This window comes from Corynebacterium jeikeium, from assembly GCF_028609885.1.
Classification (GTDB): domain Bacteria; phylum Actinomycetota; class Actinomycetes; order Mycobacteriales; family Mycobacteriaceae; genus Corynebacterium; species Corynebacterium jeikeium.
Genome location: NZ_CP063195.1, coordinates 1,213,605 through 1,230,335 on the forward strand (window position 1 = coordinate 1,213,605; position 16,731 = coordinate 1,230,335).

At 62.3% G+C, this 16,731-nt stretch carries 11 protein-coding genes; 1 reads left to right on the forward strand and 10 read right to left on the reverse strand.

The features are described from left to right. Positions 1-21 precede the first annotated feature (21 nt). From CJEIK_RS05360 to aspS, 8 genes are all read right to left on the reverse strand, one after another. On the reverse strand, positions 22-477 hold the full coding sequence (locus tag CJEIK_RS05360) for a prepilin peptidase (RefSeq protein ID WP_005294903.1): 456 nt from the start codon (positions 475-477) through the stop codon (positions 22-24). Between the two features lie 101 nt (positions 478-578). Further along, on the reverse strand, positions 579-1,463 hold the full coding sequence (locus CJEIK_RS05365) for a shikimate dehydrogenase (protein WP_005294906.1): 885 nt from the start codon (positions 1,461-1,463) through the stop codon (positions 579-581). Positions 1,464-1,520: 57 nt separating this feature from the next. Further along, positions 1,521-2,657 carry an endolytic transglycosylase MltG gene (gene mltG / locus CJEIK_RS05370; RefSeq protein WP_005294909.1) on the reverse strand — a complete coding sequence of 379 codons (1,137 nt, stop codon included), beginning with the start codon at positions 2,655-2,657 and terminating at the stop codon, positions 1,521-1,523. 136 nt (positions 2,658-2,793) lie between these two features. Beyond that, a complete protein-coding gene (ruvX, locus tag CJEIK_RS05375) occupies positions 2,794-3,261 on the reverse strand; it encodes a Holliday junction resolvase RuvX (protein ID WP_005294912.1) in 468 nt (155 codons plus the stop codon). Between the two features lie 21 nt (positions 3,262-3,282). Further along, positions 3,283-5,946, reverse strand: coding sequence for an alanine--tRNA ligase (gene alaS, locus CJEIK_RS05380; RefSeq protein ID WP_005294914.1), 2,664 nt, complete (start codon positions 5,944-5,946; stop codon positions 3,283-3,285). A gap of 53 nt (positions 5,947-5,999) precedes the next feature. Further along, positions 6,000-7,394 (reverse strand): replication-associated recombination protein A, encoded by a 1,395-nt coding sequence (locus CJEIK_RS05385; protein ID WP_005294916.1) that lies wholly within the window; start codon positions 7,392-7,394, stop codon positions 6,000-6,002. An 18-nt stretch (positions 7,395-7,412) separates the two neighbouring features. Next, positions 7,413-8,696 (reverse strand): phosphotransferase, encoded by a 1,284-nt coding sequence (locus CJEIK_RS05390; RefSeq protein WP_005294919.1) that lies wholly within the window; start codon positions 8,694-8,696, stop codon positions 7,413-7,415. Between the two features lie 10 nt (positions 8,697-8,706). After that, positions 8,707-10,509, reverse strand: coding sequence for an aspartate--tRNA ligase (aspS, locus tag CJEIK_RS05395; RefSeq protein WP_005294922.1), 1,803 nt, complete (start codon positions 10,507-10,509; stop codon positions 8,707-8,709). Between the two features lie 100 nt (positions 10,510-10,609). Between aspS and ypfJ the strand changes: the two genes are divergently transcribed. Beyond that, positions 10,610-11,569 carry a KPN_02809 family neutral zinc metallopeptidase gene (gene ypfJ / locus CJEIK_RS05400; protein ID WP_080545267.1) on the forward strand — a complete coding sequence of 320 codons (960 nt, stop codon included), beginning with the start codon at positions 10,610-10,612 and terminating at the stop codon, positions 11,567-11,569. A gap of 42 nt (positions 11,570-11,611) precedes the next feature. Here the strand turns inward: ypfJ and CJEIK_RS05405 are convergent, their stop codons facing one another. Both CJEIK_RS05405 and CJEIK_RS05410 read right to left on the reverse strand, forming a co-directional pair. Further along, the gene (locus CJEIK_RS05405; protein ID WP_005294925.1) at positions 11,612-14,398 is read right to left on the reverse strand and encodes an ExeM/NucH family extracellular endonuclease; all 2,787 of its coding nucleotides are present in this window, start codon (positions 14,396-14,398) and stop codon (positions 11,612-11,614) included. A gap of 84 nt (positions 14,399-14,482) precedes the next feature. Next, complete coding sequence (locus CJEIK_RS05410) at positions 14,483-16,621, reverse strand: bifunctional metallophosphatase/5'-nucleotidase (RefSeq protein ID WP_050760831.1); 2,139 nt, start codon at positions 16,619-16,621, stop codon at positions 14,483-14,485. Positions 16,622-16,731: the final 110 nt, after the last annotated feature.

The following is a 16,731-nucleotide window of genomic DNA, read 5'->3' on the forward strand; positions in this document are numbered from 1 at the left end:
CTTCAATGACGTCCCGGATTATTAACGGAAGATTAATGACGCCGCCACCACTGCCCCCGTCGCCACCAACATCGCCGGGCCGTGGGGGCTGGCCCTGTCGGCGTCTGCTCTTTGCCCTCCGCGAAGGAAACAGTGCATCACACCGCTCAAACCCAGCGCAGCAACGGTGCCGAACGGAGCGACAATTGCGGCCAGTGTTCCCGTCGTGAGCGCGAGCTTCGCATCCCCGCCACCCGCTATCAGCCGGGGGTGCAGCAGCGGAAGCCCAAAGGCCACCGCCCACCAGGCCACCCCGCCGAGCAGAGCCCAGTGGTTTGCGCCCGGCATAGCTAAGGGCACGAGCCCAGCAGCGGGTATGGCGGGAAGGGTCAGATAGTTCGGCAAGCGGGAGGTGCGGGCGTCAATAAGAAAAAGGGCGATAGCCCACGGCAGGAAAGGTAACAGCGGCCACCAGGAAAGAAACGGGGTTGCATTCACGCTTCGGAAGGTTAGCCAGGCGCGCGGACAGACCCCCGTGCACGAGGCTTCGAGAAAGTCCGGACTGTGGAGAGCGGAAAGTTATCCACAGGGGCGAGGATCTAGGCTTGCCCCTTGGCACGCAGCACGGTATCGAGCATCAGACCCTTTGGGGCTGAATGGCCGGTGAACAGGCGGAACTGTTCCTCAGCCTGGCCTGCCAACATGCGCAGGCCGTCAGCGTGCGGAATCGATTTCGCTGTGGCTGAGGAAAGCAGGGGCGTTGGATATGGATCGTAGATAACGTCCACGATGCCTGATGCGGAACACAGTCCCTCAGCCAGTTCCTCGGCGGCATGGGCTGGAATTGTAGAAATCACGGCGGCTGCGCCGGTGCACGTCCCGGCAATGTCGGCTTCTTCAAAACGAGCCCAGGAGAACTCCATGCCCATCGTCTCCACCACGGCTTGTAGGTTCAGGGCGCGCTCCGATCGAGCAAGTACAGTCACTTCGGTGACCCCGGCGGCAGCCAGCGCCGCCACTGCCGGGCGAGCAGTTCCACCGTTACCAACGATTACCGCGCGGGCGCCTTCGAGCGCAGACGTGTCCCCGCCGTATAGGTGCTCCAAGCAACGAGCCACACCATCCACGTCGGTATTGTCGGCCAACCACTTGCCGTCGCCCTGCGGCACCAGAGTGTTCGCGGAGCCGATCTCCTGAGCCCGGTTGGTCGCCAAATCTGCCAATTCCAAGGCAGCCTGCTTGCCGGGCATAGTCACGGAGAAGCCGCGGACCTGATCGCCAGACTCGCTTAGCAGTCGGCGGATGTCACGAGACTCTCCCGCTTCCACACGGTAGTAATCCATGTCTAGCCCCAGCGCTCGATAACCAGCGCTGTGCAGCTGTGGGGACAGTGAGTGCTCGATCGGGTTGCCCAGCACCGCGCAGCGCATGCCGGGCATCTCCAAGAACTCATCTACCGACAGCACGTGGCCTGCGGCGGACATACAAATTCACCCTTTGCTTATGAAGATTGCTCTTGAGTCTCGGCTAGTTCTGGCTAGCTAGCGGTTCGAATCCAACACACCGTTGCGGCGGGATTCCTCAATAGCCCGTTCGTGGGCATCGAAATCGCGGTTGAAGACCGTTCGACCGTCCTTGTCCACCGTAACGAAGTACAGCCAGTCGCCCTCGGCCGGGTTCTCGATTGCGTGCAGAGCCTGTAGGCCAGGCGAGGAAATCGGAGTTTCCGGCAGGCCCTCCTTGGCGTAGGTATTCCACGGGGTCGACCGCCTACGATCCTCGTCGGTGGTGGCGACCTCAACTTCGCTCAGGTCGTAGTTGACCGTCGAGTCGAACTCCAACTTCTGGTTCTCGTGCAGGCGGTTCAGGATCACGCGGGCGACCTTGTCGAAGTCGCCTTCCGGAGCCTCGCGCTCCACCAGAGATGCCGCCACCAGCATGTCGTAGGGGCTTAAGCCAACCTTTTCTGCGGAAGACAACAAGCCGGTGTTTTCGTACTGCTCCTTGGAGGTCTTCAGCAGAGTCTTGAGAATTTCTTCCGGGCTGCTGGTCGGGTCGAAGAGGTGCACGCCGGGGGAAATCAAGCCCTCGATGCGCTTCGGATCATCGCCGCGCGCGTTCACCTTATCCAAAGCCCAGTCAGCGATCTCTAGCTGCTCCGGCGGGGTCTGCGCCGCCGCTTTCTGCAGGTCCTCGACGGACACACAGTTTTGTTCGTCCTGGCAGGTCTGCTCGGAGACCAACGTGAAGATACCCTTGCGGTTATCTCCATCTACCACCTGGACGTCATGGAGAGTCAGGCCATTCGGAATGTCAACCACGCCCCGGCGGCGTTCATCGCTAGACAGCCACTCCAGGGCCTTGTCGGCGGACATCTGCTCTTGCAGTGGGTAGTAGCCTGCCTGCAGCTCCGGTTCCTTGCGCTCCGCAGCGGACATCAGCGCTCGGCGGGAACCCACGACGTCCTTTTCCACCAGCTGCTCCGACAAGCTATCCACAGAGTCACCGGGGCTTACGCGAACCATGACGACGTTGCCATTGCCCTCACCCTCATAGTCACGCACAGCCACAACGTCGCGCTGGTACCAGACGTAGGCACATGTACCGATCAGGAGGACGACCAGAGCGAGAGCCAGCGCGGCGGCAAGCTGACGGCGCCGTCTAAACTTCGGCTGCATATTGCGGGTCGGTCCCATAGGTCAGTGTGGCCTTTCGTACAGGGTTAAACTCTTGGGTTTGCTCTTTAACGTCAAATACAAGCTGAGCCCAACAACGTTAAGCGTCGCCCGTCATTTTCTCACGAATTGGTAAATTTTAGGAAAGCGCGCGCCGCCGCGTGTCTAACCACCCCTGCAGAATATGTACTGCTGCGGCCTGGTCGATCTTCTTTCTGCCTTTTTTACTATTGACGCCGGAGGCGTGAAAAGCCTGCGTAGCGGCCATCGTAGACATTCTTTCGTCCACCATGCGCAGTGGAATATCCGGCAATTCCTCTTTAACCAGCCGCGCAAATTCCTCTGCATTCAGGGTGCTTTGTGTATGGTTTCCGCGCAGTGCAACCGGTAGGCCCACCACAATCTCCACCACGAAATTCTCCCGGCAGATCTCCGCCACACGCTGTACATCCGCGTCGTCCGCGGTGGCCTGAACGGTCTCCACGGGTGTGGCGAGGATGCAGTCCGGGTCCGAGATCGCCACTCCAATGCGCACGGTGCCTACGTCGAGGCCGAGCCTCCGCCCGCGGCCGGGGTCGGTGGCTGGATCTGGCTTCTCGGTCTGCATCAGCGAAAACTCCCCGCGCGACTATCCGCGCAGTGCGCTCTTGACGGCTTCGATGCCGGCGGGGATGCCGGCGGCGTCCGAACCAGAGCCCTGCGCCATGGCCGGCTTACCGCCACCGCGACCAGAAACCTTCTCCCCGAAGGCCTTGACGAGCTCGCCGGCCTTAATGCCCTTGTCCACAGCAGCGTCGTTTGCAGCGGCGACGAAAGGTACCTTCTCGCCGTCTACGGAAGCAAAGACCACGACGGCGGGTTCGGAGCCCAGGCGGTTCTTCGCATCCATGGCCAGGGTGCGCAGGTCACCGGCGGCCACACCTTCGGGCAGCCGCTCGGCCAGAACCTTGACCTCGCCGATAGTTTCGGCCTTCTCCACCAGCTGGCCGACCTGCCCCTGCAGCTGCTGCGCACGCAGCTGCTGGATCTGCTTCTCGGCGGCCTTCAGTTTGGCGGTGAGCGCGTCGATGCGCTCCGGTAGTTCCTCGCTCGGGGTCTTCAGGCTGGTTGCCAGGCCAGCCACCAGAGACTTCTCGGTACTCAGGAAGCGGAAGGAATCCATGCCCGTGTAGGCCTCGATGCGGCGCACGCCGGAGCCGACGGAGGACTCGCCGAGCACTGAGATCGGGCCGACCTGGGAAGAGTGCTCCACGTGGATACCGCCGCACAGCTCCATGGAGAACGGGCCGCCGATCTCCACGACGCGCACCTCGGAACCGTAATTCTCGCCGAACAGGGCCATAGCGCCCATCGCCTTGGCCTCCTCCAGGGAGGTCTCGATGGTATTCACCTGGTAGTCGCTATCCACCGCGCCGTTGGCGATCTCCTCGATCTGGTTCAGCTGGTTTTCGGTCAGCTGCTCGCCGTAGTTGAAGTCGAAGCGCAGGTAGCCCGGCTTGTTCATGGAGCCGGCCTGCACGGCTGTTGGCCCCAGCACCTCGCGCAGGGCGGCGTGAATCAGGTGCGTGCCGGAGTGCGCCTGGCGAGCCTGGTGGCGCCACGCCTTGTCCACCGTTGCCTGTACCTTTTGGCCCACGGCCAGCTCGCCGCCGCTCACGGTCACGTGGTGTACCCAGACCTTCTTGCCGACCTTCTGCACGTCCTCCACACGGGCGGAGCCCGAGGTGGTGGTCATCTCGCCGCGATCGGCCATCTGGCCACCGGCCTCTGCATAGAACGGGGTGCGGTCCAGAATCACCTGGACGGCCGCGCCCTCGCTAGCAGTTTCCACCAGCGCACCGTCGCGGATGATGCCCAGCACGGAGCCCTCGTCGGCCAGGTTCTCGTAGCCGGTGAACACGGTCGGCTGGTTGTCCACGAACGGGCGGTAGATCGTCTGATCCACGTGGCCCAGCTTCTTGGCGTTGTTATCGGCCTTGGCGCGGGCCTTCTGCTCCGCCATCAGGTCGTGGAAGCCGTCGATTTCCACCTTCAGGCCGGCCTCGGCGGCCATCTCCTGGGTCAAATCGATCGGGAAGCCATGGGTGTCGTGCAGGGAGAAAGCAACGTCGCCCGGGACGGTATCCTCGCCGCGCTCCTTGGCACCGTGGGCCCAGTTGTCGAACATCTGGGATCCGGATTCCAGGGTCTTCAGGAAGGACTTCTCCTCTGCCAGAGCTACGGCGCGAATGCGCTCGTAGTTCTCGGCGATTTCCGGGTAGGAGGGCGTCATGGTCTCGCGCACGGTGTCCATGAACTTCTCCAGGGTCTCCCCCGTTGCACCCAGCAGGCGGGCGGAGCGGATGATACGGCGCAGCAGGCGGCGCAGGATGTAGCCGCGCCCCTCGTTGCCGGGGGTCACGCCGTCCAGCATCAGCATCAGACCGGTGCGGGAGTGGTCGGCGATCACGCGGAAGCGTACGTCGTTTGCCTGGTCGGCGCCGTACTTGGCGCCGGTGACCTCCTGGGCCACGTCGATGACGGGGCGCAGCAGGTCGGTCTCGTACACGTTGTCCACGTCTTGCAGGATGCAGGCGACGCGCTCGATGCCCAGGCCGGTATCGATGTTCTTCTTCGGCAGCTTGCCGACGATCTCGAAGTTGCCTTTGCCCAGCCCCTCGCCGCGCTCGTTCTCCATGAAAACGAGGTTCCAGATCTCGATGTAGCGGGTGTCATCGACGATCGGGCCGCCCTCCTGGCCGTGCTCCGGGCCGCGGTCGTAGTAGATCTCCGAGCAGGGACCACACGGGCCGGGAATGCCCATGGACCAGTAGTTATCCTCCATGCCGAGGCGTTGGATCTTGTGCTCGGGCACGCCGATCTTCTTGTTCCAGATCTCCGCCGCTTCGTCGTCGTCGGTAAAAACTGTAACCCACAGGCGCTCCGGGTCCAGGCCCAGTCCGCCTTCTTCCACCGGATCGGTCAGCAGCGTCCAGGCGTGCGTGATCGCACCTTCCTTGAAGTAAGCGCCGAAGGAGAAGTTTCCCGCCATCTGAAAGAAAGTGTTGTGGCGGGTGGTGATGCCGACCTCGTCAATGTCCAGGGTGCGCACGCACTTCTGGATGGAGGTCGCCGTGCCGTTTTCAAACGGTGGGTTCTGCTGGCCCAGGAAGTAGGGCTTGAACGGAACCATGCCGGCGTTCACGAACAGAAGGTTCGGGTCGTCCAGGATCAGCGATGCGCTGGGTACCTCGGTGTGCCCGGCCTTGGTGAAGTGCTCGATGAAGCGCTGGCGGATCTCATGCGTTTGCACGGTGGCTTTACCTCGTAGAGTTCTATGTCGACTGTAAATGGAATGCGTACATTCTACCCCCGGGTTAAGAAGGAGCGAACGATAGCCCTAAGGCTACTCAAGCGCGCAGCAATGGTCTTTTCGTGGCCGTGGGTTGTCGGCTGGTAGTACACCGCGTCCTTCAGATCGTCCGGCAGGTACTGCTGCGGCACCACGCCCTTGGGGTCGTCGTGCGGATAGACGTATCCCACCGCGTTGCCGAGTGCCTTCGCCCCCTGGTAGTGGCCGTCGCGCAAGTGAGCCGGTACTGTCCCGCCCTTGCCTGCCTGCACGTCCCCGATGGCAGAGTTGATGGCTGCGATCACCCCGTTGGACTTCGGCGCGGTCGCCAGGTGGATCGTGGCCTGCGCCAGGTTGAGCCGTGCCTCCGGCATGCCGATGAAGCTCACCGCGTGATATGCCGCCACCGCCACCTGCAGCGCCTGCGGGTCGGCCATGCCGATGTCCTCGCTGGCATGGATAACCAGTCTGCGGGCGATGAAGCGCGGATCTTCGCCGCCTTCCAGCATGCGGGCTAGGTAGTGCAGCGCGGCGTCCGGATCCGAACCACGGATGGATTTAATGAAGGCACTGGTGATGTCGTAGTGCTGGTCGCCGTCGCGGTCGTACCGCGCCACTGCCTTGTTGAGGGACTTTTTTACTTGTGACGCCACCAGCTCCGCCACGCCGTTCTCCCCATCCGGCTCGACTCCCTCGGCCGCGGCCTCCAGATACGTCAGACTACGGCGGGCATCCCCGGCCGCCATGGCGACGAGCTGATCCATCGCCTCGGAGGTCACCCGCAGACGGCCAGCGTAGCCGCGCTCGTCGTCGAGGGCGCGCTGCAGTACGGTGCGGATGTCGGCGTCACTAAGAGAGGACAGTTGGACAAGCAACGACCGCGACAATAGTGGCGACACCACAGAGAACGAAGGATTCTCGGTGGTGGCGGCGACCAATAGGACGGTGCGGTTTTCGACTGCGGAGAGGAGTGCGTCCTGCTGGGTCTTTGAAAAACGGTGCACCTCGTCGATGAATAAGACGGTGTGTTCGCCCAAGACCAGGCGCTTGCGGGCTTGTTCGATGATCGCACGGACTTCTTTTACGCCAGAGTTCAGGGCGCTTAAGGCCTCGAAACGGCGACCGGAAGCCTGGGAGATCAGGCTCGCGATGGTGGTCTTGCCGGTGCCAGGTGGACCGTAGAGGATGACGGAGGTATCTCCGTGGCCATCGATCAGACGGCGCAGTGGCGAGCCGGGGCCGAGAACCTTGTCCTGGCCCACTACCTCATCGAGGCTGCGGGGGCGCATACGGACGGCCAGCGGCGCGTGGGAGCCGGGGTGAAAGTACGCCTCAGCGGCGTCTCCGTCGGTTCCATTTGCCGCAGCGGCGCCACTGCCCTGCTGACCTTGGGAAAACAGATCGTCCATAGGCTTAATCAGCAGGCGCTACTCTACGCGCTCGTGCGGAAAGGCTCCCAGCTGCGACAACACCTTCAACAAAACCCGGGCGAAACCACCGATGGCCGCGAAGTCCTGGGAGTCGCGACGGCGGGAGTAGCGCTCGATGGCTTCCACCGTCGTAGCCAAATCTTCAAGCTGCTCCTCCGACATGTGGCGGATCGAGCGGGTTACCTCCTGGTTATCCGACACTTCGCCGAAGACGAACGAAGAGTGCTTGGTTACGGAAAGCCGACCGTAGTACATCATGATCAGCGACAAGAAAGCCCAGCCGATCAGGGCGGACATGACCCAATCGTGGAAGACTTCGTCGTCGGCGATCGCCGGCCAGATTTGCTGTGCCTCCGCCCGCCATGCGGCAAGGAACTCCGTGGTCTCCGGCTCATCCAAACCCGGGGTGGAATTATCCTGCGGGAAGCCCGCCACAACGCAAGCGACGTCAAAAGCAGCGTCGCGGAAGCCCGCCCACTCGTAGTCCAGCAGCACGACGCTATCGGTGAGCATTACGTTGTCGGGCGCTAGGTCGAAGGGAGTGAAGACCAGATACTCGGACTTGCTCTGGCGCTCCGCGGCGTTGGTAGCGTAGCGCTGAACCACCGGGTCGATGGTCAGCCCGTTGGAAATCATGAGGTCCACGCCGGATTGGATGAGCTCACCGACGTTGATGTCTGATTCTTCAATAGCGCCGGGGCTGATCTGGTGGCGCTGGCACTGACGGCGCATCAAGGTGGAGTATGACTGCGCACCCCCGAACGTAGCGGCGTGCATCTTACCCAGCGAACGGCCTAGCTTGCGCAGGGCTCCGATCCGAGACTTGGAGTCCTGCAGGGTCAGCACGTCGGTAAAGCTCGTGCCATCACCCGCATCCGACAGGATCAGCAGACGCTGGTCGATGTCATAAGCCAGCAGTACCGGGCCGGGTCGCACGGTCTCCGCCAGTGTGTTGGTGTACTGGTAAGCCACAACCTCGCGGAGCATGCCCAAAGCATCGGGACCGAACTCCGTAGGGGCGGTGGAGCCCTCGGTGGAGCCATCGCCGGATCCGCCGTTGCCGGAGTTGGCGGCGGCCGCATTCCCTTCGCTTTCCGGCGGCAATTGCTTGATTACCACCGTGCGTTCCTGCAGGAACGGGTCGGCGGAAATCCGACAGCGGAGTACGGTCGAGGAGCCACTCCCACCCAGGTCCTGGGGATCGCTGAGTTCGGGTGAGCCTCCGAAGCGGGCCGCCAAAACTTGGGTTGCCGCCTCGACGGTGGACTCGACTGATTGCACTACTACTCGCCTACTTTTCCTTCTGACCCTGTGGGCCCTTCTTCGGCTTAAAATCGATGCCAGATTCCTTACGCTGCGCTGCCGAGATCTCGCCCGGAGCGTCGGTCAGCGGATCCACGCCGCCGCCGGACTTCGGGAAGGCGATGACGTCGCGGATGGAGTCGAAGCCACCCAGCAGGGAGACGATGCGGTCCCAGCCGAAGGCGATGCCGCCGTGCGGCGGGGCGCCGAAGGCAAACGCATCCAGCAGGAATCCAAACTTCTCACGGGCTTCCTCCTCGGTAATGCCCATGACCTTGAACACGCGCTCCTGCACGTCTGGCTGGTGGATACGAATGGAACCGCCGCCGATTTCGTTGCCGTTACAAACGATGTCATAGGCGTAGGCCAGTGCCTCGCCCGGGTTCTCGTCGAAGTTATCGAGGTACTCCGGCTTCGGGGAGGTGAAGGCGTGGTGCACAGCGGTCCAGGCGGAGTGGCCCAGGGCCACGTCGCCCGATGCGGTGGCATCCGCAGCCGGCTCGAACAGCGGGGCGTCTACGACCCAGGTGAAAGCCCAATCGCCTTCCTTGATCAGACCCAGCTTGTTAGCGATCTCGCCGCGGGCTGCACCCAGCAGAGCGCGGGAAGGCTTGGTCTCGCCAGCGGCAAAGAAGATGCAGTCGCCCGGCTTGGCACCGACGTGCTCGGCAATGCCCGCACGCTCTTCGTCAGTAATGTTCTTGGCAACCGGTCCGGACAGCTCGCCGTCCTCGCCCACCAGAATGTAGGCCAGGCCCTTCGCGCCGCGCTGCTTGGCCCACTCCTGCCAGGCATCCAGCTGGCGGCGGGGCTGGTCTGCGCCGCCTTCCATGACCACTGCGCCGACGTATTCGTTCTGGAACACGCGGAAGGTGGTGTTCTTGAAGAAGTCGGTGCACTCAGTGATCTGAATGTCGAAGCGCAGGTCCGGCTTGTCGGAGCCGTAGTACTTCATAGCATCGGCGTAGGTCATGCGCGGGATCGGGGTGGAGATCTCGTAGCCGATCTCCTTCCAGATGGCTACCAGGATCTCCTCTGCCAGAGAGATCACGTCTTCCTGGTCCACGAAGGACATCTCGACGTCCAGCTGGGTGAACTCCGGCTGGCGGTCGGCGCGGAAGTCCTCATCGCGGTAGCAACGCGCGATCTGGTAGTAGCGTTCCATGCCAGCCACCATCAGCAGCTGCTTAAACAGTTGCGGAGACTGCGGCAGGGCGTAAAACGTGCCGGGGCGCAGGCGTGCAGGCACCAGGAAGTCACGGGCGCCCTCTGGGGTAGAGCGGGTAAGCGTCGGGGTTTCAATCTCCGTGAAGTCGTGCTCGGCCAGAACCCCGCGGGCAGCCTGGTTAACACGGGAGCGGAGGCGCAGCGCATCGCCCTGGGTCTTGCGGCGCAGATCCAGGTAGCGGTACTTCAGGCGGGTTTCCTCGCCCACCTCGCCGGAGGAGGACGGATCGTCGATCTGGAACGGCAGCGCGGCCGCCTCGTTCAGAACCTCCAGGGCGGACACGTTGACCTCGATGCCGCCAGAGGCCAGGTTCGGGTTCTCGGATCCCTCCGGGCGAGCCTCGACCACGCCGGTTACCTTCAGGCAGTACTCGCTGCGCAGGTCGTGCGCACGCTCCGCCACCTCGGACTCGCGGAAGACGACTTGTGCCACGCCGCTGCGGTCGCGCAGGTCGATGAAAATGACGCCACCGTGGTCGCGTCGACGACCAACCCAGCCGGTCAGAGTCACTTCATCACCGATATTGTCTGGGCGTAGTTCGCCCGCAAGGTGTGTGCGCAGCACGTTCCTATAGTCCTTCCTCGATTTTTAGTCTTTTCGGCCTTACAGCTTACCTTGTCCGCAATGGGGTGTATACGTCGCCCGGGTATGGCACGATTCACTTGTGACTTTTAACAACAATCTGAACAACTATTCCGATCGTGGGCAGCGCGGAGGCACGGGATCCGGCGGGGGCGGATTCGGCTTCGGCGGTGGGGGTGGCAATCAGGGTGGAGGCGGCGGCTTGTTCACCGGCCTGCTTTTTGGCGCCCTCGCCCGCCGCTTCGGCATTCCCGGAATCATCGTTGCCGCTGTTCTCGTGTTCCTCTTCAACGGTGGATTGGGAATGCTGAGCGGGAACAACAGCGCGGATCAACGTGCGGGCGTCAGCAACAGTCGCACGGGCGAAGGCTTCGAGCACTGCAAGACTGCCGAGGACGCCAACAACAATGACGATTGCCGTGTATTGGCCACGGCGAAGTCGGTCGACCAGTTCTGGAGCTCGGCTCTGCCCGAGGAGGCTGGCAAGAAGTACAGCGAGCCGGGCCTGGTGCTCGCCGAGGGGCAGACCAGCACCCGCTGTGGCTCTGCGAACCTCGCTAGCACCGGCCCGTTCTATTGCCCCGGCGACGAGACGGTCTACATGTCCGTCCCATTCTTCGACGAGCTGAAGCAAATGGGTGGATCCAACGGCCCATTCGCGCAGATGTATGTCACCGCCCACGAGTTCGGCCACCACATTCAGAACCTGGAGGGCACCCTGGGTTTGAGCGATTACGATAGCCCTGGCGAGGATTCCAACGCGGTGAAAATGGAGGTCCAGGCCGACTGCTACGCCGGAGTGTGGGCCCAAAACGCCGACAAGGGCGAGGACGCTCTGTTGGAGCCCCTCACCCAGGAGCAGGTCGAGCAGGCCATCACTACTGCTCGTTCTATTGGCGATGACGCCATCCAGTCCAGCGCCGGACAAGAAGTAAATCCTGACAAGTGGACCCACGGGTCTTCCGAAATGCGCGTGGACTGGTTCATGCGCGGCTACCAAGGCGGCACCATGAAGTCCTGCCACCAGGACTTCCAGCGCTAAGCCCCGCGCACGTAGCCCCGCGGCGCCCCGCCTGCAGCGCTCTTAACGCTGCGGTGGCAGGTACGGGCGCAGCCAGTTCGGCACTGCGCCGGCCGGGATCAGGTGGTTCACCCATCCCCACAGGCCCGCACCGGCGGCGCCCAGGCCGATGATGCCCAGAATGATCGTGGTGATGATGCCTGCCTTAGCGGAGCCGCTGAGCTCCGTCTTGGAACCACCCAAGGACCCGGTGGAACCAGTGGAACCTGAGGAGCCGCCCGGCTTGTCCGGGTTGGTCGAGTCGTCAGGGTCCGGCCCCGGCTGCGGACCCGCGCCCGGGGCGTTGAAGCCCACCTTGATCGGGTCGTGGTCCGAGGCACGGAACACGTTCGGCTCGTAGAAGTCCACCACGTTGTAGTTGCGGCGAGAGTACTCGAAGGCAACTGACTCGTCGGCGTTGATGTCCCACACGTCCGCGCCGGTGGCCATCTCAGTGGCCTTCTCGTTGGCTAGGACGTGGTCCAGGGAGCCCACTCGGCCACCGAATTGGTAGGAATGACCGGCGTCGAACTTGGTCTCGAGGTTGGTGTAGCCGGCCTCCTCAATGATGCGGATGGCATCTTCCTTCGCATAGGCGTTGAAGTCGCCCAGGATGAACTGCGGCTTGTCCTTGAAGTCCGCGTCTTCGCTCAGCCACTTCACGAGCTGGCTGGACATTTCTGCGCGCAGCTTTGCGTTGTTGCCCTGGCCGTCGCCCGTATCCGCGTCGCCGCGAGCCACGCTGCCCTTGGACTTGTAGTGGTTCACGACGGCGACGAAAGCCTGCTCGTCCTTCGCACCCTTGTTCTTGAACTGCTGCGCCAGCGGCTGGCGAGCGATCTGGTCGAAAGCCTCTACGTCGAGGATCTTGGACTCCCCGACCGGCTCGACCTTGTCCGGCTGGTAGATGAAGGCCGTGCGGATGACATCCTCGTTCTTGGCGACTGTGGCCGGGCTCTTAACGTACTCCCACTTGCCACCGGCCGCGTTGAGCTCGTCGACCAGGTGCTTCAGCGCTGCGTCGCGGTCCTTGCCGAACTTGGCTGAGTTCTGGATCTCCTCCAGGCCCAGGACCGAAACATCCAGGGTGTTGATCGCCTTGACGATCTTGGCCTGCTGATCCTTGAACGCCTGCTCGGAGTAGGCACCGCGAACGTCGCACTTGTCGGCGGTAACAGGGTTCCCCTCGCGATCCTTGTAGGAGCCGCAGTTGCCTTGATCCTGACCCAGATCGGTGAAGTAGTTCAGAACGTTGAAGCTGGCGATGGAGTGGCTGCCGCCGACCTCTTCGGGGCCGTTCTCCTCGGCCGGACGGGAGTCCTCCCAGCTGATCGGCAGATCCGCCTGCGCGGTATCGCCCGTGATCTGGGAGGTGGGCTGCAGGGACCACTTGTTGAAGCCATAGGACAGCACCGTGGGCTGGGAGAAGCTCACCTGGTCGCCGGTGCGCAGAGACTTGATGCCCTCGGCGGTCTTCAGGTAGGGCTGCGGGGTGTTCTGCGCATCCTTGTTGCGGAAGAAGTTCAACGTAGCGCCATCGTCGAGGGTGACGACGCGCTTGGCGTTCCCGGCCTCATAGTCCTGGGCTTCCTTCCCCGGTGCCACCTTGGAGGTCGCCTGGTACAGCGGCTCGTTTCCCTCCACGAGATCTACGGAACCGTACTGGTTCAGCTCGTAGTTGTTGGTGACGGTGTAGGTAGCGGAAGGCTGGAACATCATGTGCTCGTTAGCCTCACGGGTCTCCTCATCCAAAGGAACGGCTTCCGTGATCGGCTCCGGCTTTTCCCCGCAGTCCGCTGACGGGTTGCCGGACTCGGTGTACTTGGCAGATCCGAGCTGGGTGGACCCGTAGTGCTCCCCCACCGTGCCGGTGACTACGACGCACTTGCCGAGGTCCGCCGGGGTGCCGCCCTTGCCGGTGTAGACGAACACTGCCTGGGATGCTTCGCCGGCCTTACGCAACTGTGTCGCGCCGCCCTCCTGGATCACGAAGCCATTCAGACCACCGGAGGGGTAGCTTGCGGTGACCCAGCCAGCGGTTTTGACCTGCTTGTCCACCAGCGGGGACTTCTCCCCCGTTCCCTGAATATCGGAGATCTTGTGTTCCTCGGCGTCTCCCGGCTGCTCCGGTTCGCCAGGTTGCTTCGGATTCTCCGGCTGCTCTGGGTTTTCTGGGGTCTCCGTGTTCGGATCCAGCGCGTCGCCGCCGCTGTAGCGCGGCTTCGGATCGCCGACGGTGAAGTCAGCGCTGTTGTCGTCGGTGTCCTTCCCCTCATCATTACGGGCGGCAGCCGTGGTGTTAGAAAGAGCCGCGGTACCAGCGGTCTCGTTCACCTGGGCATTGCCATAGCCCACGATGTCGATCGCGGGGTTTCCGGCGGCCCACTCCTCGGACGAGTCACTCAGGACGACGGTGCCGTTCGTCCCGCCCATGGTCAAATCGTCCCCGTTGGCGTCAGCAACAAAATCCTGGGTACCGCCCTTACCCTCAGCGCCCTTGATCAGATAAAAGCCCTTCGGCTGGATGGTGCCGGATAGCGCGATCGGCTTGCCAATGTTATTACCGCTGGCGGAGAGATACTGGACGGTCCAGCCATCGAGGTTAATCGGCTTGTCGGTGGGGTTGAACAGCTCAACGTAGTCGTTCTTCAGCGTGGCGCCCTTGTTTCCGCCGCCACCATAGACGGCGCTGATGACGACGTTATCGCCGAGCGGGCTAGCTAGGGCAGTCGGGACGGTGAGGACATTGGTACCCAGGGCCAGCGCGCTGAAGGTGGCCACGGAGGTGATGGTCTTGAAACGAGCCTTCATGGATCTAGATCCTGCTTTCTGGTGAAGATAGCTCCCGCTGGTGAGGCGGGAGCTAGAGGTGATTGGGGTATTGATTACGGCGAATTAGATCTTCAGCAGGTCGCGGGCCCACTTCGGCAGGATATGGGTCGGAACACCACCGTTGTTCTGTACCCATGCGATGGCCGTAGCACCACCGATGATCAAGGCTAGGATGCCCAGGATGGCGCCGATGATGCCGCCGGTGGAGGAACCAGATAGGGAGCCTTCTGCACCCGTGTTCTCGTCCGACGTTGCACCGCAGCCACGATCGACGTCAAGCTTGCCTTCGACGGAGATTGGGTAGTTCAGCTCGGAGCCAGCGTCGGTGGTGATCTGCAGGAACGCGGCTTCTTCCGGAACAGTCAGATTGACGGTGGCCTTACCGGTTTCGTCAAGACCATCGGTGACCGTATTGTCCATCTCCGCGGAAGCTTCGCCGACGGTGACGGCCTTCTTGCCCTCGCAGCGCAGGAACTTCGCAGTCGCCGTGGTCGGCTTTTCTTCCTTGCCGGTGTAGCTCAGGGAGCTGAGGTTGACGGTGACGTCCTTCTTCGGAGCCAGCACGCTGCTGTTCAGAGCCTTGTCGGTCGCCTTTGCCTCCTCCACGGCCGCGCCGGACAGCTTTACGCCGACGGAGGTCTGGTTCGGGCGAACGGCGATGTCCTTATTGTCCTTCAGGTAGCGGTTGAACACATCGATGTCCATCTGGCCCGCGTCCTGGAACTTGCCGCCCTTGAATGCATCAAAACTGTCACCACCGTTCAGCAGGAAGCTGGACCCGGCCACGCGGTACTTTTTGCTCGGGTCAAGAGGCTTGCCATTGACGGAAACGTAGGTGATGCGCTTGCCCTGCTCGGCATCCGGGTCGTATGCGTACTGCACGTTCTTGGACAAGCCCAACGCCAGCATTGCGCGCTCCCCGCCCGGCTTCCACTGCTGTTCGAGGGCCTGCTTCAGCTGCTCACCGGTGATCTCCACAACACCAAGGGAATTGCCAAAAGGCTGAACTGCGAAAGCCTCTGCGTAGGTCACGTCACCCGAGGCCAGGTCAGCGCGGACGCCACCAGCGTTCATCACGCCCAGGTCGGCCTTCAAGTCGGTCAGCTTGTTAACGCCGTACAGGGTGGCGTCCGCAATCATGGAGTTCAGGGAGGACTCGGTACCGCGGTTACCGCCGGATTCGCCGTCGGAGTTTGCGCCGCGGTAAAAGTCGTTCTTCAGGGTGGTAACGACCTTTTCGCCCTCGGTTTTCGCCGATTCCTTTGCCGCGGAAACGATCTTCGCCACGTCCTCATCCGGGGTGTCGCCACAAACGTCCCTCATGTCCTTTGCCGTACGGTTCTCGGCGGTGACGGACACAACCTTCTTGGCCGCCTTGTCGTAAACGATGTCGATGTCGGCCAGATCCATGCCGTAGTTGGCCGGCTGCACCAGCACTGGCTTACCGTCGAGCTTGCGTAGCACATGGGTGTGGCCGGCAATAACTGCGTCCACGTCCTGGGAGAATTTAGTGTTGTCCATCCCCTCATGCACCAGGCCGATGACTACGTCCGCCTCACCAGATTCCTTCAGTCGCTTGGCTTCTGCGTTAGTCGCAGCCACCGGTTCGGAGAAGCTGAGGCCTTGGATGCCGTCCGGAGAAACCAGGTTCGGGGTGTCCGCAGTAATGGTGCCGACGTATCCGATCTTCACACCGCCTTTTTCGATAACCGTGGACGGCGCCATGTCGCTTCCCTTGACGTTGGCACCCAGGTAGGGGAACTTCGCATCCTTGTCGCCGTTAACACCTACGCGATCCTTCAGGTCTGACCACCCCTTATCGAACTCGTGGTTACCCACGGCGGAAGCCTCTAGTCCCATGGCGTTCAACGCATCGAGGGTCGGCTTGTCCTTCAGAATGGAGGACTCGAAGGGAGAACCACCGATGTTGTCACCTGCGGATACGAAGCTGGTGTTCGGGTTGCCTTCGCGTTCCTTGTTCACGTAGCAGGCCATCACGGCCGCGCCGGGCTCGATGATTTCTCCCTTGCGATCCTTAGCCTGGGATAGGTGGCCGTGGAAGTCGGTGACGCCGATGATGTTAAGACTAACCTGGTCAGCCTCGGCGGCGTACGCGGGAACATTCAGCCCCGCGAGGGCCAGGGTCGGCGCCATGGCCAGGGTCATGACGGCACGGGAACTGCGGCGAGACAGCTTGAACACTTTGGGTTTCTCCTCGTTGAAACGAATCACTAAAGGTTGCGCAGCAAAGGCGTGCTGCAACGAAGGAGAGCTAACCACCGTTACTTGTTCTTGTCCGCGCAATCCATTGC

Bases quoted from the DNA above. Each gene is read 5' to 3' on its own strand.
- CJEIK_RS05365 (WP_005294906.1), bottom strand. From the start codon at position 1,463: ATGTCCGCCGCAGGCCACGTGCTGTCGGTAGATGAGTTCTTGGAGATG.
- mltG (WP_005294909.1), bottom strand. From the start codon at position 2,657: ATGCAGCCGAAGTTTAGACGGCGCCGTCAGCTTGCCGCCGCGCTGGCT.
- ruvX (WP_005294912.1), bottom strand. From the start codon at position 3,261: ATGCAGACCGAGAAGCCAGATCCAGCCACCGACCCCGGCCGCGGGCGG.
- CJEIK_RS05405 (WP_005294925.1), bottom strand. From the start codon at position 14,398: ATGAAGGCTCGTTTCAAGACCATCACCTCCGTGGCCACCTTCAGCGCG.
- CJEIK_RS05385 (WP_005294916.1), bottom strand. From the start codon at position 7,394: ATGGACGATCTGTTTTCCCAAGGTCAGCAGGGCAGTGGCGCCGCTGCG.